Source organism: Variovorax sp. E3 (assembly GCF_016082275.1).
In the GTDB taxonomy this organism is placed as follows: domain Bacteria; phylum Pseudomonadota; class Gammaproteobacteria; order Burkholderiales; family Burkholderiaceae_C; genus Variovorax.
This window is the reverse complement of record NZ_MOWM01000024.1, coordinates 20859-38225: the sequence shown is the minus strand read 5'-3', so window position 1 is coordinate 38225 and position 17367 is coordinate 20859. Positions and strand designations below refer to the sequence as shown.

17 protein-coding genes and 2 pseudogenes are annotated in these 17367 nt (G+C 69.4%); 3 read left to right on the top strand and 16 right to left on the bottom strand.

The window, feature by feature from the left end:
• The first annotated feature begins 67 nt into the window (after positions 1 to 67).
• Complete coding sequence (locus BMG07_RS11555; protein ID WP_269758866.1) at positions 68 to 1579, top strand: YdgA family protein; 1512 nt, start codon at positions 68 to 70, stop codon at positions 1577 to 1579.
• A gap of 107 nt (positions 1580 to 1686) precedes the next feature.
• Here BMG07_RS11555 and BMG07_RS11550 read toward each other — a convergent pair whose 3' ends face one another.
• The 12 genes and pseudogenes from BMG07_RS11550 to BMG07_RS11500 all read right to left on the bottom strand — a co-directional run bounded on the left by BMG07_RS11550 (position 1687) and on the right by BMG07_RS11500 (position 12303).
• The gene (locus BMG07_RS11550; protein WP_198084690.1) at positions 1687 to 2742 is read right to left on the bottom strand and encodes a GTP-binding protein; all 1056 of its coding nucleotides are present in this window, start codon (positions 2740 to 2742) and stop codon (positions 1687 to 1689) included.
• 95 nt (positions 2743 to 2837) lie between these two features.
• Positions 2838 to 4058 carry a class I SAM-dependent rRNA methyltransferase gene (locus BMG07_RS11545; protein WP_198084689.1) on the bottom strand — a complete coding sequence of 407 codons (1221 nt, stop codon included), beginning with the start codon at positions 4056 to 4058 and terminating at the stop codon, positions 2838 to 2840.
• Between the two features lie 25 nt (positions 4059 to 4083).
• Positions 4084 to 5035, bottom strand: a pseudogene (locus BMG07_RS11540) (tyrosine recombinase XerC).
• 119 nt (positions 5036 to 5154) lie between these two features.
• A complete protein-coding gene (locus BMG07_RS11535; RefSeq protein WP_198084688.1) occupies positions 5155 to 5790 on the bottom strand; it encodes a YdcF family protein in 636 nt (211 codons plus the stop codon).
• Complete coding sequence (locus BMG07_RS11530) at positions 5787 to 6491, bottom strand: DUF484 family protein (protein WP_198084687.1); 705 nt, start codon at positions 6489 to 6491, stop codon at positions 5787 to 5789. The genes BMG07_RS11535 and BMG07_RS11530 overlap by 4 nt, the downstream gene beginning before the upstream one ends.
• A gap of 82 nt (positions 6492 to 6573) precedes the next feature.
• A pseudogene (gene dapF / locus BMG07_RS44815) lies at positions 6574 to 7122 on the bottom strand (diaminopimelate epimerase); the annotation flags it as partial.
• Entirely contained in the window at positions 7014 to 7361 is a 348-nt protein-coding gene (locus BMG07_RS44810; RefSeq protein WP_374221264.1) for a diaminopimelate epimerase, read from the bottom strand. The pseudogene dapF and the gene BMG07_RS44810, both read right to left, overlap by 109 nt.
• Before the next feature lie 82 nt (positions 7362 to 7443).
• Entirely contained in the window at positions 7444 to 9063 is a 1620-nt protein-coding gene (locus tag BMG07_RS11520; RefSeq protein WP_198084686.1) for an MFS transporter, read from the bottom strand.
• Positions 9056 to 9454, bottom strand: coding sequence for a DoxX family protein (locus tag BMG07_RS11515; protein WP_198084685.1), 399 nt, complete (start codon positions 9452 to 9454; stop codon positions 9056 to 9058). Before BMG07_RS11515 ends, BMG07_RS11520 begins: the two co-directional genes overlap by 8 nt.
• Positions 9455 to 9456: 2 nt before the next feature.
• Positions 9457 to 11352, bottom strand: coding sequence for an amidohydrolase (locus tag BMG07_RS11510; RefSeq protein WP_198084684.1), 1896 nt, complete (start codon positions 11350 to 11352; stop codon positions 9457 to 9459).
• Positions 11345 to 11632, bottom strand: coding sequence for a DUF1427 family protein (locus BMG07_RS11505; RefSeq protein WP_198084683.1), 288 nt, complete (start codon positions 11630 to 11632; stop codon positions 11345 to 11347). The genes BMG07_RS11510 and BMG07_RS11505 overlap by 8 nt, the downstream gene beginning before the upstream one ends.
• A gap of 17 nt (positions 11633 to 11649) precedes the next feature.
• Entirely contained in the window at positions 11650 to 12303 is a 654-nt protein-coding gene (locus BMG07_RS11500) for a hydrolase (RefSeq protein WP_198084682.1), read from the bottom strand.
• Between the two features lie 193 nt (positions 12304 to 12496).
• On the opposite strand from BMG07_RS11500, the gene BMG07_RS11495 reads away from it, so the two are divergent.
• Positions 12497 to 13414 (top strand): LysR family transcriptional regulator, encoded by a 918-nt coding sequence (locus tag BMG07_RS11495; RefSeq protein ID WP_198084681.1) that lies wholly within the window; start codon positions 12497 to 12499, stop codon positions 13412 to 13414.
• Positions 13415 to 13426: 12 nt separating this feature from the next.
• Here BMG07_RS11495 and BMG07_RS11490 read toward each other — a convergent pair whose 3' ends face one another.
• The gene (locus BMG07_RS11490) at positions 13427 to 14056 is read right to left on the bottom strand and encodes a 2-hydroxychromene-2-carboxylate isomerase (RefSeq protein ID WP_198084680.1); all 630 of its coding nucleotides are present in this window, start codon (positions 14054 to 14056) and stop codon (positions 13427 to 13429) included.
• A gap of 94 nt (positions 14057 to 14150) precedes the next feature.
• Between BMG07_RS11490 and BMG07_RS11485 the strand changes: the two genes are divergently transcribed.
• Positions 14151 to 15359 carry an MFS transporter gene (locus tag BMG07_RS11485; protein WP_198084679.1) on the top strand — a complete coding sequence of 403 codons (1209 nt, stop codon included), beginning with the start codon at positions 14151 to 14153 and terminating at the stop codon, positions 15357 to 15359.
• On the opposite strand, the gene BMG07_RS11480 is transcribed toward BMG07_RS11485, so the two are convergent.
• The 3 genes from BMG07_RS11480 to BMG07_RS11470 are packed head-to-tail and all read right to left on the bottom strand — an operon-like array spanning position 15346 to position 17266.
• The gene (locus tag BMG07_RS11480) at positions 15346 to 16080 is read right to left on the bottom strand and encodes an anti-sigma factor domain-containing protein (RefSeq protein WP_198084678.1); all 735 of its coding nucleotides are present in this window, start codon (positions 16078 to 16080) and stop codon (positions 15346 to 15348) included. The two genes, BMG07_RS11485 and BMG07_RS11480, sit on opposite strands and share 14 nt — an antisense overlap.
• The gene (locus BMG07_RS11475) at positions 16077 to 16649 is read right to left on the bottom strand and encodes a sigma-70 family RNA polymerase sigma factor (protein WP_198084677.1); all 573 of its coding nucleotides are present in this window, start codon (positions 16647 to 16649) and stop codon (positions 16077 to 16079) included. Before BMG07_RS11475 ends, BMG07_RS11480 begins: the two co-directional genes overlap by 4 nt.
• Positions 16650 to 16699: 50 nt before the next feature.
• Positions 16700 to 17266, bottom strand: coding sequence for a DUF3455 domain-containing protein (locus tag BMG07_RS11470; RefSeq protein ID WP_198084676.1), 567 nt, complete (start codon positions 17264 to 17266; stop codon positions 16700 to 16702).
• Between the last annotated feature and the right edge of the window lie 101 nt (positions 17267 to 17367).

Here is a 17367-nt window from a genome sequence, read left to right as displayed (position 1 = left end):
GCGCCGGCCCGCCATTGCCCTTTCGGCGCCGCGGGCCATCCGATCATTCGACAAAAGAAAGCAAGTCTTGAGCAAGAAAGCAGTATTGGGAGTCCTGGCCGCGGCCATCGCCGTCGCCTATGGCGGCGGCACCTGGGTGGCCGGGTCGCAGATCAAGTCGCGCTACGACAGCGCCTTCGACGAACTGCCGAAGCAGACCGCGCTGGTGCGCGTGGTCGAGCGCAACTACGACCGCGGTTTCCTGGGCGCCGTGAGCACGGTGACGCTGGAGATCGGCTGCGCGGCCGATGCCGCCGCGGCAGCAGCGCCGGCGACCGCCGCCAAGCCCGCCCAACCCGCCGAGGGCGAGGAAGCCGAAGCGGACGACGAGGAGCAGGAAGCGCCGGCCGACGCCAAGCCGGCCAAGCCCCTGCGCTTCACCATCCGCGACACCATCCACCACGGCCCGCTGGCCGGCGGCTCGCTGGCCGCGGCCACCATCGACAGCGAACTGGTGCTCGACGCCAAGACCCAGGCCGACGTGAAGAAGCTGTTCGGCGAGGCCAAGCCGCTCACCGCCCACACCAAGGTCGCCTTCGGCGGCGGCTTCACCAGCGACCTGGCGGTAGCGCCCGTGAAGCTCGCCGAAGACGGCAAGGGCCAGCTCGCATGGCAGGGCCTGCAGATTCGCCTGGACGTGAACGCGGCGCGCACCGCCGTGCGCTACGACCTGACGATGCCCGGCCTCGACTTCAACGACGCCCGCACCGGCCTGACCCTGAAGATGGGCAAGCTCACGGGCAAGGCCGACATGGACAGCAGCGCGGGCTGGTACCTGGCCACCGGCAAGTCCGAAGGCCGGCTCGAATCGCTCGAATTCGCGGCGCCCAAGGGTCTCGGCCCGGCCGGCGACGGCGCGGCCCACAAGCCGCTGCCGACCGTGCTGCTGCAGGCCATCGACCTGGTCGGCGGCGCCAGCATCAAGGACGGGCTCTACACCTCCGAAGGCACCGTCAAGGGCAACGGCAAGATCGGCGCGACCAAGATCGACAAGTTCGAGCTGACGAGCAGCGCGCGCAACATCCAGGCCGCCGGCTACAAGAAGCTGGCCGACGCATGGATGCAGTCGAGCGCGGCCAACGGCTGCGGCAAGGGCGGCAGCAAGGCGTCGCAGGCCGCGACGAAGGCGCTGCTGGAGCAACTGGCCCCCGACCTCAAGGCCATGGCCAAGTACGCCCCCGAAGCCGGCATCGACAAGATGCTGGTCGAGATCGACGGCAAGCGCGGCGAGCTGAGCTACACGGCCGGCATGGTCGGCGTGACCGACGAAGACCTGCAGTCGAGCGGCACGGCGCTGCTGCTCAAGCGCGGCGTGCTCAAGGCCAATGCCCGGGTGCCGATGAAGTGGCTCGAGAAGCTGGCCGAAGCGGGCGCGCAAAGCGGCCAGACGCCGCCGCCTGAACTGGTGGCGGGCCTGGTCGAGCAAGGCGAGCAGAACGGCTTCGTGAAGCGCGACGGCGACGACGTGACGGGCCAGGTCGAGTTCAGCGCAGGCAGCCTGAAGATCAACGGCAAGCCGATGGGTGCGATGGGGCAGTAAACCTCGGCGCTCCACGAAAAAACGGCGCTGGCCTTGCGGTCAGCGCCGTTTTTCCTGGGCGATTCATCGGGCGTGGGGCGTGTCCGACGCGCCCTGCCAACGGCTCGTCAAACCAGGCACTGCTCCAGACCCTGCTCCAGGATCTCGCGCGGCAGCTCGATGCCGATGAACACCATGCGGCTCTGGCGTGCTTCGTCCTTGCCCCACTCCGGGCCCAGGTCGCTGCCCATGAGCTGGTGCACGCCCTGGAAGATCACCTTGCGCTCGGTGCCCTTCATGTTCAGCACGCCCTTGTAGCGCAGCATGCGCGGGCCGTAGATGTTGACGATGGCGCCCAGAAAGTCTTCGAGCTTGGCCGGGTCGAAGGCGCGGTCGGCCTTGTAGACGAAGCTCTTGACGTCGTCGTCCGTGTGGTGATGGTGGCCGTGGCCGCCTTCGTGCTTGTGCGAGGGGTGGTCGCAGTGCTCGCCATGCGCGTGGTCATGGTCGTGATGGTCGTGGTCGTCTTCCTTGAGGAAGTCGGGGTCGATGTCCAGCTTGGCGTTCAGGTTGAAGCCGCGCAGGTCGAAGATGTCCTTGAGCGGCACGTCGCCGAAGTGCGCCTTCTGCTGCGGCGCGCGCGGGTTCATGTGCTTCAGGCGGTGAATGAGCGCGTCGGTCTCTTCGGCCGACACCAGCTCGCTCTTGCTGATGAAGATCTGGTCGGCAAAGCCCACCTGGCGGCGCGCTTCCTGGCGGTCGTTGAGCTGCTGCGGCGCGTGCTTGGCATCCACCAGCGTCAGGATCGAGTCGAGCAGGTAGCTCTCGGCGATCTCGTCGTCCATGAAGAAGGTCTGTGCCACGGGGCCGGGGTCGGCCAGGCCGGTGGTCTCGATCACCACGCGGTCGAAGTCCAGCAGGCCCTGGCGCTTCTTGGCGGCCAGCACCTGCAGCGCTTCGCGCAGGTCTTCGCGGATGGTGCAGCAGACGCAGCCGTTGCTCATCTGCACGATCTGCTCCTTCGACTCGGTCACCAGGATGTCGCTGTCGATGTTCTCTTCGCCGAACTCGTTCTCGATGACCGCGATCTTCTGGCCGTGGGCCTCGGTCAGGATGCGCTTGAGCAGCGTGGTTTTGCCCGAGCCGAGAAAGCCGGTGAGGATGGTCGCGGGAATGAGGGCCATGAAGGAGTGCTCCGGAAGCGGAAAACAGGAAAAGGGGCGAAAAAAGACTGGCCCGGCAGTTTAGCCAATGCCACTGAGTTGCGTTGCCGGCAGGGTCAAGCGGGCTTGCGGACCACCACCAGGCCCTTCAGATACTCCCCTTCGGGGAACTCGATCGTCATCGGATGGTCGGGCGCGGCGCCCAGGCGCTCGGCGATGTAGCCGTCCACGCCCGCGTCCAGCCCCGCCGAGGCCACGATCTTGTGGAACAGGTCGGCGCTGATGCCGCCCGAGCACGAAAAGGTCAGCAGCACGCCGCCGGGCTCCAGCAGCTTGAGCGCCAGGCGGTTGATGTCCTTGTAGGCCCGCGCGGCGCGCTCGGCGTGCGCCACCGTGGGCGCGAACTTGGGCGGGTCGAGCACGATGGCGTCGAAGGTGCGGCCCTGGTCGATGAAGTCGCGCAGCACGGTGTTGACGTTGGCGTCGAGAAACTCGGTCTTGATGCCCGAGCCCTCTTCGGCAAAGCCGTTGAGCGCGAGGTGGCCGCGCGCGCGTTCCAGCGCGGGCAGCGACGAATCGACCGACACCAGCTCGGCGCCCTGCAGCGCGCCGGCCGCCTTCAGGCCCGCGAGCGCCGCCACGGTGAAGCCGCCCGTGTAGCAGAAGCAATTGAGCACGCGCTTGAAGCGCCGGTGCTGCGCCAGCTCGGCAAAGCGCTGGCGGCTGTCGCGCTGGTCGAGGTAGAAGCCGGTCTTGTGGCCGGTCGCGACGTCCAGCGACAGCTTCCAGCCGTGCTCGCGGATCGTGATCTCGGTGGCGCCCTCCCCGCGCAGCCAGCCCGTGACGGGCTTCAGGCCTTCGCGCTCGCGGCCGCTGGCGTCGGAGCGTTCGTAGAGCTTGGTCAAGCCCGTGGCCGCCAGCAGCGCGTCGGCCAGCACGTCTTTCCAGCGTTCGACGCCGGCCGACAGGAACTGCGCCACCAGCGTGTCGCCGTAGCGGTCGACGATCAGGCCCGGCAGGCCGTCGGCCTCGCCATGAATGAGCCGCACGCCGTCGCTCTGCAGGTCGAACAGGCCCCGCGCGCCCACGGCACGCGCGCACACCGCGGCGAAGAACGCGGCGTCGATGCGCTGCGTCTCGACAAAGCTCCATGCCCGCGCGCGGATCTTCGAGGTCGGGCTGAAGGCGGCCCAGGCCAGGAAGGCGCCGTCGTGCGACTCGACGCGCACCGTTTCGCCGGAATCGGCGCCGCCGCGCGCAATGGCGGATTCGAACACCCAGGGGTGGCGGCGCTGCATCGAGCGTTCTTTGCCGGGTTTGAGGCGGAGGGTTTTCATTGTTCTGTTCTTTGCTGCTTGCTTGTTATTTGTCGTGCTCGGGCTTGGCCTTGGCACGCGGGTGCGCCGCGTCGTAGGCCTTGGCCAGGTGCTGGAAATCCAGCCGCGTGTAGACCTGCGTGGTCGCGATGTTGGCGTGGCCCAGCAGCTCCTGCACCGCGCGCAGGTCGCTGCTCGATTGCAGCACGTGGCTCGCGAACGAATGGCGCAGCATGTGCGGATGCACCGGCGCCGCCAGGCCCGCCTTCAGGCTGCGTTCGCGCAGCAGCTTCCACACCGCCTGCGACGACATCCGCACGCCCTTGGCGCTGATGAAGAGCGCGCCCGCGCCCTGCGGGTCGCGCAGGTGCGCCGTGGTGAGCGCCGCGCAGTCGCCGCGCACCGCGAGCCAGTCGCGCACCGCCTCGGTCGCCTTGCCGCCCATCGGCACGATGCGGCGCTTGCTGCCCTTGCCGAGCACGCTGCTTCGCCTGCATCGAGGTCGAGCCAGCCGCGCGCCGTGTTGCTTGCCTGCGCGTCGAGCCCCGTGAGCTCGCTCACGCGCAGGCCGCAGCCGTAGAGCACTTCGACGATGGCCCCGTCGCGCGCTCGGTCCAGGGGTCGGCCTCGGGGTCGTACAGCTCGGCCAGGCGCACCGCGTCGTCCACGCCCAGCGCCTTGGGCAAGGGCTTGCCGGCCTTGGGCGCGTGCACGTCCTGCACGGGGTTGAAGCCGATCAGCCCTTCGTGGCCGAGCCAGCGATAGAAGCTGCGCCAGCACGACAGCACCAGCGCAATGCCGCGCGGCTCGCGCCCGGCGCTGTGCAGTTGCGCCATCCAGCGGCGGATGTGGGCGGTCTGCACGCGGTCCAGCGGCAGCTTGGCCTCGTCCGCGTGCTCGCGCAGGGCCTGCAAGTGAAAGGCATAGAGCTCGACCGTGCGCGCGGCAAGACGGCGCTCGACGCGCACGTGCTCCAGGTATTTCTCAATCCAGTCCATTTGCCTGGCGCCGTGCCTGCCCCAGGAATACCGCGGAACCGGCTTTGCCGGGCCGCTGGTATTGCCCCCGGCGAGGGGGTTGGCGAAGCGACACGAAGTGCGCGAAGCCTGGGGGCGTGCTAGAACAAGTAGCCATGGCCGGCATTGTTCACGATGGCTGCGGGCTCGCGCAATGCGCCTTTCGAGAACGGGCCCAGCGCGTTCCAGCACGACGTGGGCGCCGCCGCGTACTGCACGTCGAAGCTCTGGTCGAAACCGCTCATCTTCACCAGCCGCTCGATGCGCCACATGTGGAACGGCTCCGACACGATGACCACGCTGCGCACCCCGGCCGCCAGCAGCAGCGGGCGCGACAGCGACAGATTCAGCCGCGTCGAGGTCGACGCCGGCTCCAGCAGCACCGGCCCGGCATAGCCGTCGGCCACGGCGCGCTCCTGCATGGCCGTGGCCTCGGTGCGGCCGTCTTCGGAATCCACGCCGCCCGAAAAGGCGAGCTGCTTGACGAGGCCGGTCTTGGCCAGGGCCACCGCCGTATCGACCCGCCCCGCCAGGCACGGATGCGGCTTGCCGTCGAGGTACGCGCGGCTGCCGAGCACCAGCGCCGCGTCGGCCGGGCGTTGCGGCGGGTTCGCCAGCAGCGTCTCGGCATGCAGCCAGATGAACGCGCCGATGGCAGCGTACACCAGCACCCCGGCCAGCAACCCGCCGGCCAGCGCGAGCTGCCAGGGCCGCCGCAACCAGCGCGGGCGCTTCAAGGACGCAGCCGCGACAGCCCGCCCGACGCCAGCTCGGCGATGCGCTCGAGAAAGTCGGTGCCCATTTCGGCGTTGAAGCGCTGCGCGTCGGGCGACGCCAGCACCAGCATGCCGAAGGCCGGCGACTCGGCGTCGGGGCGCAGCGGAATCAGCGCGATCGACATGGCCGACTGCGGCTCCGGCAGCCAGCTCGCGGCCTCGAAGCCCGAATTGAGCCCGCAGTACGGCGAAGTCAGCGAGGTGGCCAGCGCCTTCACGTCGTCGCTCACCCACTGGGCATAGGCTTCGTTCAGGTATTCGCTGCCGCAGTCCCACACCTTGATGGCCGTCTGCGGCACCAGGAACAGCGACTGCAGGTCGACCGCGATGCGGTACGGCAGGCTGCGCGGGTCGCGCGTGGTCAGCAGGCCGCTGGTCCAGCGCTGCAGGCGGTCGGCAATGACGACGTTCTCGGTGCCGTGGCGCACCATGTCCATCAACCGGTGCTCCAGCGCCTTGATCTTCTCGCGCAGCATCTCGGCCTGGCGCTCCTGCAGGCTCACGGCGCGGTTGCCGTGCGGGCTGGTGAGCTGCACCTGCGCCAGCAGCTGGGCATGGCGCTCGAAGAAGTCGGGCGTGTTCGCCAGGTAATTGGCGATGTCGTCTTCGGTGATCGGGTTCATGGCGTTGGCGTCGTTGTTGTTGTGCGTGAAAGTGGTCATGACAGTTCCGGTACCTCGATATCGCCTTCGAAACCGTGGTGGCCGGCCCGGTCATCAGCACCGGCTGGCCCTCGCCTTGCCACTCGATCGTGAGAACGCCGCCGTGCGTCTGCACGTCGACGCGGCGGTCCAGCAGCCCGAGGCGGATGCCCGCCACCACCGCCGCGCACGCGCCGGTGCCGCAGGCCAGCGTTTCGCCGGCGCCGCGCTCGAACACGCGCAGCCTGATGTGCGCGCGGTCGACCACCTGCATGAAGCCCGCGTTCACGCGCTGCGGAAAACGCGGGTGGTGCTCGATCTGCGGGCCCTGCTCGGCCACGGGGGCGGTGTCGACGTTGTCGACCACCTGCACCGCGTGCGGGTTGCCCATCGACAGCACCGCTACGGAAACGATAGCGCTGCCCGCGCGGGTGCCGAGCGCCAGGTGCCAGGTCTGCCAGCCGCCGTCGGGCTGCGGGTCGAGCCCGGCCGGGTCGAAGGGCACGCGCTCGGGTTCGAAGACGGGGGCGCCCATGTCGACCGTCACGCGGCCGTCGGCGCCATGCGCGGCTCGATGACGCCGGCCAGCGTCTGCACGCGCACCGTGTCCTTGGCGGTCAGCTTGTGTTCGCTGACGAAGCGCATGAAGCAGCGCGCGCCGTTGCCGCACTGCTCCACCTCGCCGCCGTCGGCGTTGTGAATGACGTATTGAAAGTCGATGCCCTCGGCCGGCGAAGGCCGCACCGTGAGGATCTGGTCGGCGCCGACGCCGAAGTGGCGGTCGGCCAGAAAGCGGTATTGCGCGGCGCTGAGGCCCAGCGCGGCGCGCGTTTCGTCCAGCACGACGAAATCGTTGCCGGCTCCCTGCATCTTGGTAAAGCGGATTCGCATGGCAGGATTATCGCCACCGGCACCGGCCCTGACGACCGCGGGCCCAAAGGCCCGGGTCGCCCGGGTCGCACGCGCGGTTCGCCTACAGCGCCAGGAAGTGATGCACCTCGGGCTTGCCCGGCCCGATGTGAAAGCGCAGCGCCTCGCCCTGCAGGTCGGCATCGGCCTGCGACACCCGGTGGTGCTGGCGCAAGTGCTCCGCCCACGACTCCACCAGGAACCACTCGATCACCCGCTCGCCGTCGGCCGTGTGCTCGTGCACGCCCCAGGCGTAGGCACCGTCGCGGCGGCGTTCGAGCGACAGGCGCTTCATTGCCTCGAGAAAGGCCGGGCGGTCGTCCTTGCGGATGCGGTACTCGACCTGGATCATCACCGGCCCGCGGTCATGCGCCACCGGCTCGGCGAGCAAGGGCTCGGGCCAGTGGTTCGAGGCCTGCAGGTCGGCCTCGCCCGACGGCAGCCGCACCCGGTGAAAGATCAGCCCGATCACCACCAGCCCCACCGCGCCCGCCACCAGCGTGGCCGGCACGCCGATCTGCTGCGCCACCAGGCCCCAGCCCAGGCTGCCCGCCGCCATCGCGCCGTTGAACACCGTGAGGTACACGGCCAGGCCGCGCCCGCGCACCCAGTTCGGCAAGATGGCCTGGGCCACGCCGTTGAGCGTGGTCAGCGCAATGATCCAGCCCAGGCCCAGCACCAGGAGCAGCAGCACCGCCAGCCACTTGGGCGGCGCGAACACCAGGCTGCCCATCACGGCGGCCGTGAGCAGCGCGGCCAGCAGCAGCATGCCGTCGGCATCGAGCCGGGCGCGCAGGCGCGGCATCACCAGCGCGCCGCCGATGGCCCCCGCGCCCACGGCGCCGAGCAGCACGCCGTAGAAGCCGGCCGTGCCGCCCAGCATCTGGCGCGCCACCAGCGGCAGCAGCGCCCACACCGAACTCGCGAACAGGAAGAACACCGCCGCGCGCAGCAGCACCACGTGCAGCTCCTTGCTGGCCCGCGTGTAGCGCAGGCCGGCACGGAAGGCGCCGAGAAAGTTCTCCGACAGCCCGCTGTCGGCCGGTGCCGGGCGCTTCCACCACAGCAGCGCCGCGATCACGAACACATAGCTCAGCACGTCGACGCCATACGTGGCCGCCGCACCGAAGCTCGCCAGGATCAGCCCGCCCGCGGCCGGCCCGATGGAACGCGCGATGTTGATGCCCAGCGAGTTCAGCGCCACCGCGCCCTTGAGCTCCGTGCGCGGCACCAGCTCGGGCACGATCGACTGCCAGGTCGGCCCCATCAGCGCCGCGCCGATGCCGCCCACGAACGTCAGCGCAATCAGGTACTCGACCGTGAGCGCACCGGTGTGCGAGAGCACCAGCAGCGTGCCGCTCACCGACGCAAGCACCAGCTGCACGAAGATGAGAAAGCGCCGCCGGTCGAGGATGTCCGACAGCACGCCCGCCGGAATCGCCAGCAGAAAGACCGGCAGCGTGGCCGCCGTCTGGATGAGCGCCACCGCCGTGGGGTTGGCCGACAGGTCGGTCACCAGCCACGAGCTGGCCACGTCGCGCATGAAGCTGCCGATGTTGCCCAGCACCGTGGCGGCCCAGAGCACCGCGAACACCGGCTGGCGCAACGGCGCGAAGGCACCCGAAGCACCGGGCGCACCGGGCGTAGGCGCCGGCGCCACCGCGCCGCGAGAAGATTCAGACATGGGCACGCTCCCGCAGGTCATGCCAGGCGACGAGCAGGAAGCCGCCGACCAGGCCAAGGTGTTCGAAGAAAGAGTTGGCGGCCATGAAGCGCTCGGGCCCCACCGGCATCTCCCAGAAACGCAGCGCCACGAAGGTCGCCATGAGCGTGAAGGCCGCGAGCGCCAGCGCGCCCAGCCAGCGCCCGAAGCCCGTGAGGATCAGCGCCGAGGCGCCCAGCTCCAGCACGATCACCGCCACGGCCAGCGGCCCCGCGGGCGACATGCCGAAGTGGTTCATCTCGGCCAGCGCCGCGTTGAAGTCCATCGCCTTGTTCAGCCCGCCTTGCAGGTAGGCCGCGCACAGCAGCAGCAAGGCGACCCCGCGCAACGCGGGTGCAGTCGTCCAGCGCATCGTCACACCGCCCAGCAGGCGCAGCCGAGCGCGCCCCAGAAACTCTTGAGGTCGGCAATGGGCAGCTTGCTGCTCCAGGCCGTCGCGTGCTGGTGGCCGTGCACGTTGCAGTCGTTGGCGCAGGCACAGGCGGCCGCTGCATTGCGCAGCACCTTCTGCATGGGTGCGCCCTCCGCGGTGTCGGCCCAGCCGGCGTAGCCGCCGAAGGTGCGCGCGGGCGACCAGTCGGGCATGGCCGGCGGCGGTGCCCCTTCGTCGTGCGCGGCAAAGGCGCCGGCGCCGTAGACCACCTTGCCACCCACCATGGTGAGCAGCGCCGTGGTGTCGGCGATTTCAGACTCGGCGCAGGCGAAGAAGTCGCGGTCGGGCACCACCAGGTCGGCGAGCTGGCCCACCTGGATGCGGCCCTTCTTGCCCTCTTCGTTCGAGAACCAGGTGACGTTCTCGGTCCACATGCGCAGCGCCGTCTCGCGGTCCAGGCAGTTGCGCTGCGGCGTGAGCTGCATGCCGCCCACGGTCTTGCCCGTGACCAGCCACGACAGCGACACCCACGGGTTGTACGAGGCCACGCGCGTGGCGTCGGTGCCGGCCGACACCTTCACGCCGCGCTCCAGCATGCGCTTGACCGGCGGCGTGGCCTCGGCCGCGCCGTGGCCGTAGCGCTCCACGAAATACTCGCCCTGGTAGGCCATGCGGTGCTGCACGGCAATGCCGCCGCCCAGCGCCGCGATGCGGTCGATCGACTGGTCCGAGATGGTCTCGGCATGGTCGAAGAACCAGTTCAGGCCGGCCAGCGGCGTGTCTTGATTGACGCGCTCGAACACGTCGAGCGAGCGGCTGATGGTCTCGTCGTAGGTGGCGTGCATGCGCCACGGCCAGCGGTTCTGCACCAGCACGCGCACCACGTCTTCGAGCTCGCCTTCCATCTCCGGCGCCATGTCGGGGCGCGGCTGGCGGAAGTCCTCGAAGTCGGCGGCAGAGAACACCAGCATTTCGCCGGCGCCGTTGTGGCGGAAGTAGTCGTCGCCCTGCTTGTACTTGGAAGTGGCCGTCCAGTTCAGGAAGTCCTGCTTTTCCTGCTTGGGCTTCTGCGTGAACAGGTTGTAGGCCAGGCGAATGGTCAGCTGGCCGTCGTCGGCCAGCTTCTGGATCACCTGGTAGTCGTCCGGGTAGTTCTGGTTGCCGCCGCCCGCGTCGATGGCGCCGGTCACGCCCAGGCGGTTGAGCTCGCGCATGAAGTGGCGCGTGGAGTTGAGCTGGTAGTCGAAGGGCAGCTTCGGGCCCTTGGCCAGCGTGGCGTAGAGGATGGCCGCGTTCGGCTTGGCCAGCAGCAGGCCCGTGGGGTTGCCGGCGCTGTCGCGCACGATCTCGCCGCCGGGCGGCGCGGGCGTGTCCTTGGTGTAGCCCACGGCGCGCAGCGCGGCGCCGTTGAGCAGCGCGCGGTCGTACAGGTGCAGGATGAAGACCGGCGTGTCGGGCGCCACGGCGTTCAGCTCCGTGATGGTCGGCAGGCGCTTCTCGACGAACTGGTGCTCGGTGAAGCCGCCCACCACGCGCACCCATTGCGGCGCCGGCGTGATGGCCACTTGCCGCTTGAGCATGCCCATGGCGTCGGCCAGGCTGCGCACGCCGTCCCAGCGCAACTCGAGGTTGAAGTTCAGCCCGCCGCGAATGATGTGCAGGTGGTTGTCGATGAGCCCCGGCAGCACGCGCTTGCCGTGCAGGTCGATCACGCGGGTGCGGCTGCCGGCCAGCGGCAGGATGTCGCGCGAGTGGCCCACCTGCGTGAAGCGCCCGTCCTTGATGGCCACGGCGTCGGCCGTGGGGTTGGCGCGGTCGAGGGTGGTGAACAGCCCGCGGTGCAGGATCAGGTCGGGCGTGGTCGTGGTCTCAGCCATTGCGGGGCTCCTTGTTGGACGTTTCGGCGGCGGTTTGCGTCGGCAGGCATTTCGGCAGTTCGCCGAACACGTGCGGCTTGACCTGGTGGTGCAGCCACGAGGTGGCCACGGCGTCGGGCTTGAGCACGCTCTTGATGAGCGGCGGGATCTGCTCGCCGAGCAGGATCCCCAGAAGCCCCACCAGGGCGATGACCGGCGGCGCCGGCGAACGCACCTGGAACAGTGCGTAGATCACGCCGACCAACAGGCCGAGCGCAAGCGACAGGACATAGGGCTTCATCTGCTTCACCCGGGCTTTCAGCCTTCGTGCGCGCCGAACATGGTCTTGGCGTAGGTCACGCCCAGGCCGTAGGCGCCGCCGACCTTTTTGGCGATGCCGGTGGTCAGCTCGTAGGTGTCGCCGCGGGCCCAGTCGCGCTGCAGCTCGAGCAGGTATTGCAGCGAGGTCATCGGCTGCGCGCCGGCCTGCACCATGCGCTCCATCGCGCGGTTGTGCGCCTCGGTGGACACGTCGCCGCAGGCGTCGGCGATCACGTACACCTCGAAGCCCTGGTCCAGCGCGGAGAGGGCCGGGCCCACGATGCACACGCTGGTCCACAGGCCCGACAGCACGATGCGCGGCTTGCCGATCTGGTTCACGCGCTCGATCACGGCGGCGTCTTCCCAGGTGTTCATCGAGGTGCGGTCGAGCATCTTCTGGCCGGGGAACGCGTCGGTGATCTCGCTGAACATCGGGCCCGAAAAACTCTTCTCGGCCACGGTCGTGAGGATGGTCGACACGCCGAAGCCGGCCGCCGCCTGCGCCACCAGCGCGGCGTTGTTGCGCAGGTTCACGGCGTCGATCGAGTGCGTGGCAAAGGCCATCTGCGACTGGAAGTCGATCATCACCAGCGTGTGGTCGATGGGGGTGAGCAACTTGGCGCCGGCGGTGGGGGTGGCTTGGATGGACATGAAAAAACTCCTGGGGTTGAATGACGGGGCGATGACTGATTCGATTGAATTCACAATCCGCTTCGGGAGAGAATTCCCTTGGCATGGGCTGAATCATCGGTGCCGGCACAGCCGCCATCGACGAAACTTTTCATCCCTGACAATCGAATTTTTCGAATCTTCTTTTTTCACCGTTTTCAGCAAGGAACGCCGCGTGCTCAAACTCAGCCTGGAAGCCATCGAGGTCGTCGACGCCATCGCGCGCCACGGCTCCTTCGCCGCCGCCGCCACGCGCCTGAACAAGGTGCCCTCCACCATCTCGTATGCCGTGGGCAAGCTCGAAGAGCAGCTGGGCATGCTGCTGTTCGAGCGCAACGGCCCGCGCGTGGCGCTCACGCCCGCCGGCGAAGAAATGCTCAAGGAGGGGCGCTGGCTGCTCGGCGCCGCGAGCGACCTCGAATCGCGCATGCGGCAGATCGCCACCGGCTTCGAGTCGGAGCTGCGGCTGGTGCACGACTCGCTCATTCCCACGCACGCGCTCATCAGCGACATCCGTGCCTTCGAAGACCTGCGCTGCGGCACGCGGCTGCGCATCGGCTGCGAGGCGCTCACCGGCAGCTGGGAGGCGCTGCGCGAGGGGCGCGCCGACATCGTCATCGCCGCGGGCGAAGGCCCGGCCGGCGGCGGCTACCAGGCGGTGACGGTGGGCAGCCTGGAGTTCGCCTTCTGCGTGGCGCCCACGCACCCGCTCACGCGCATCGGCCGACCGCTGCAGCGCGGCGACCTGCTGGACTGCAACGCCATCGTGGTGGGCGACAGCGCGCGCACGCTGTCGGACCGCACCGTCGGCCTGCTGGCCGGCCAGCCGCGCATCACCGTGCCGTCGATGCCCGCGAAGATCGCCTGCCAGGTCGCCGGGCTGGGCCACGGCTTCCTGCCGCGCGCCTGCATCCTGAACGAGCTGGAGCGCGGCACGCTGGTCGAGCTGCCCACCGAGGAGCCGCGCGCGCCCGAGGCCTTCTGGCTGGCGTGGAAGACCGGCGCGCAAGGGCAGGCGCTGCGCTGGTGGCGCGAGCGGATGAACCGCACGCTGGTGCCGGCGCTGCTGCCGCGGTCGTCCGTCGGGCTGTGAGCGAAAAGGGCGTCAGCCCGCCGCGCGCAGCTTGTCCAGCGCCCGGTCCACGAACGCCAACCGGTCCTGCCCCCAGAAGCGCTCGCCGTTCAGGATGAAAGTCGGCGCGCCGAACACGCCCGCCTCCACCGCTTCGGCGCTGTTGGCGCGGTAGGTTGCCAGCGTTTCGGCCGACTGCTCCAGCGCCTGCAGCGAGGCGCCGTCGTAGCCGTTCTCGTCGGCCACGGCAATGCGAACCCCGGCCTGCGAGGTGTCGCGCTCTTCGGCCCACAGCGCGCGCAGCAGCGCGTGCGACAGCGGCTGCGCGTCGAGCCCCTGCAGCTGGGCGGCGATCACCATCCAGCCCGGGTACTTGTTCCAGTTCGGGTCGCTCGGCGCGCCCTTGGGGTAGTGCGCGGGTGCCAGGTTCATCGGCATGCCGAGGTAGTCGCTCCAGCGCGCCAGTTCCAGCGCGTGGTAGGTGCGACGCGGTTCGGGCCGGGTCTTCAGCGGAATGCCGCCGGTCTGCGGCACCACCGCCTGGAAGTCATACGGCTTGAGCACGAGCCGCACGTGGTGGCGGCGCACGATGTCTTGAAGTTGCGGGCCGCCCAGGTAGGCCCAGGGCGAGGAGAGGCTGTAGTAGCAGTCGAGCGCGATCATGTTTCGATTATCTTCAGCACATGCCCGCCGCCCCCGCGCCACTCACCCTTTTCCCTTCGGGGTTGGCGCACACGCCGGCGGCGCGGGCACGGCGATGAAGTTCCCGGCCTTCCTCGCCTCGCTGTTCCTCTCCAAGCTGGCCGACCAGATCCTGCTGTTCCTGGTGCCGCTGGTGGTGTTCCAGGTGACGCAGGACGTGGCGTGGTCGGGCTACGCCTTCGCGGCCGAGACGCTGCCGCGCTTCTTGTCGTTTCCCGTTTGCGGCGCGCTGTGCGACCGGGTGTCGCCGCTCAAGCTGCTGCGCGCGAGCCAGATTTTTCGCGCGCTGATCTGCGTGCTCGGCGTACTGGCCAACGAGGCCATCGGCGGCATCGGGTGGCTGGTGGGCCTGTCGGCCGTGTGCGGCGTGCTCACCACCCAAGGCGTGATGGCGCGCGAGGTGATGCTGCCGCAGATTGCCAACGGCCAGGGCTTCGACAAGGTGCTGGCCTATGCGCAGACCGCCGAGCAGACCGGCATGGTGCTCGGCCCGCTGGTGGCTGCGGCCCTGTTCGCGCTGTGGCCGTGGCAGGCGGTGGTGGGCGCGGCGGCCGCGTTCTTTCTGCTGGCCGACGTGGCGACCGCGTACTGGCGGCGCGGCAACCCCTTGCAGTTGCATGAGCCGCAGGGCGAGCCGGGCCACTTCCTGCAACCCATTGCCACCGCCCTCGGCCATGTGTGGCGCCTGCCCGGCCTGCTGCGCCTGACGCTGCTGACCTCGGGCGTGAACCTGATGCTCGGCACCACGCTGGCCTCGTCCGCCGCGATGGTCACGGGGCTGCACCACCGCTCGGCCACCTACTACGCGACGCTGCAGACGCTGGGCGCCGTGGCCACCATCGTGATCCTGCTGGCGATCATCCGCGGCTCGATCGCGCTGAAGCGCATGGGCGTTGCCGCCTACCTGCTGATCTTCGGCGGCGGCCTGCTCACGGCCGCGAGCACCAGCCACTGGGGCTATGCAGCGGGCTTCCTGCTGGTGGTCGGGTTCGACAAGATGTTCAGCATCTACATCCGCATTCACCGGCAACGGATCATTCCGGCCAGGGACTACGGCAAGACCACGGGCGTGATCGTGCTGCTGAACAACCTCACGCAGCCGATCGCGGGGCTGGTCGTCGGCGCGTTCGCCGATGCAACGCAAACGCGCGGCGTGATCTTCGGGCTGTGCCTGCTGGTGGGCGTCATCGGCCTTGCCGCCGCCGCCCTCGCGCGGCGCGCCAAGGCCGCGGCAACGACTGCGACGACGACTACAGCACCTTGACGGCGCGGCCGATGAACTGGATCGGCCCGGTCGGGCGGTCGATCGGCGAGCCGTTCTCGGGCTCCAGCGTGAGCTCGAACAGCTGGTTCGGCTCCAGCGGCGGCAGCTTGTCGATGGGGATGCGCAGTGTCTGGCCCTGCTTGACCAGCCCCAGCGACACCGGGCCGCGCCACTGGTCGGCCTTGGTCCAGAACTGCAGCGTCTTCTGCGGCGGCACCTCGATCGTGCCCAGCGGCACCAGGCTCAGCTGGCGCGACGACGTGGTCTGGATCACCCAGCCCGGCGACTTGTCCTGCGGGGCGACCAGCACCACCATGTACTGCGGCGTGGGCGGCGGACGCGTGACGAGCACGGCGACCATCAATGCCGCAGCGGCGAACCCGCCGGCGGCCAGGCCGCGCCAGAGCTGCAGGTTGTTCCACCAGTTCGCGAAGCCCGATGCGCGCGCCGGCTTTGCTTTTTGCGGAGCGTCGGCGCTGCCCAGCGTGCGCTCGATGCGCGACCAGAGCGCGGGCGACGGGTCGGCCGGCGCGGCGAGCGAGGTCAGCGGCAGCAGCCGTGCTTCCCACGCCTGCACCGCTTCGCACAGCGCGGGCTCGTTGCGCATGCGGGCTTCGACCGCCGCGCGCGCGGGGGCCGACAGCGTGCCCAGCACGTACTCGCCGGCCAGCGCGTCGATGGTGTCTTCTTCGGCGGTGCCGGTGCTCGTGCTGCTGCTCATGCCATGCACTCCCGCAGCGCGCGCATGCCGCGCTGGATCCACGACTTCACCGTGCCCAGCGGCGTGTGCAGCCGCTCGGCGATTTCGCCGTGCGAGCAGCCTTCGACATACGCATAGAGGATGCAGTCGCGCCGCGCCGGCTCCAGCCCGCCCAGGCAACCTTCGAGCTTGCCGAGGTCGGCGCGCAGCTCGAACGGATCGGCCGACGACGCGTAGGCCGCGAGCGCGGCCCGGTCGTCGATGGCTTCGGCCGCGTCTTCGCTCACGTCCACCTGGCGCGCGCCGCTGCGCACCATGTTCAGCGCGGCATTGCGCACCACGCTGTAGATCCAGCCCCGGCCTTCACCGCGCGCCGGGTTGAAGGTCTCGGCGCGCTGCCAGATGCTGATGAAGGCGTCGTGCAGCACGTCTTCGGCCTGTTGGCGCTGGCGCACGATGCGCAGCGCCACGCCCATCAGGTAGCGGCTCTCGCGCTGGTAGAGCTGCTGCAGAGCCAGACGATCGCCGCGGGCGCATGCCATGAGGGCGGCGTCGTAGTCGAAGGGCGTGGTGGGGGGCGGGTTCTGCACGGCCCGATGGTAGTGGAGCCTGCGGCCCGCGCCGTGGAATCACCCGACGATCAGGACGCCTTCCAGAAGATGTAGTCGGCCTGGTATTGCACGACCTGCTTCTGGCCCTTGGTGGCCGGCGTGCAGGGCACGGCCGCCGGTGCCACGCCGCCTTGCAGGGCCACGCGCTGGATGTAGGTCACGCCGGTCATCGCGCCCGAGCCCGTGGCCGGGTTGGCCTTGACGAGCTGGAACGGCAGGCTGGTCGGGCCCGAGGGTGCGACGGCCAGTTGCGTGGCCGTGAGCTTGGAGCCGTCCATCGACTCCCAGGTGGCCGGCGGGCCGTAGTACTTGCCGACCTGCTTGCCGCCGCGGTCCCACAGCTTGGCGTCGGGGCCGACGAACACCCACTCGGTCTGGCCGGGGGCGTTGGCCTTGTCGCGGCATTCGTAGGTGATGTCGCCCTTGCCCACGGTTTCCATGGCGACCTTGTGGCCGGCCGGCACCTGGATGGTGGGGGGCAGGCTGGACTGGTTGAAGGCCGGGGCCATCGAGCCCGAGGACATCGAGCCGCAGGCGGTGAGCAATGCGGCAGCGGAAACGGCGCCGAGCACGGCGATGGAACGGGAGGTGTGCATGGAATTACTCCTGGGTTGTAGATGGGCAGCAGCTCCTCGCTGCTGGAGGGTCTACACGGCAGGGGTGCGTTTGGATGCAGGGGATGCAAAAAATCCTTGAA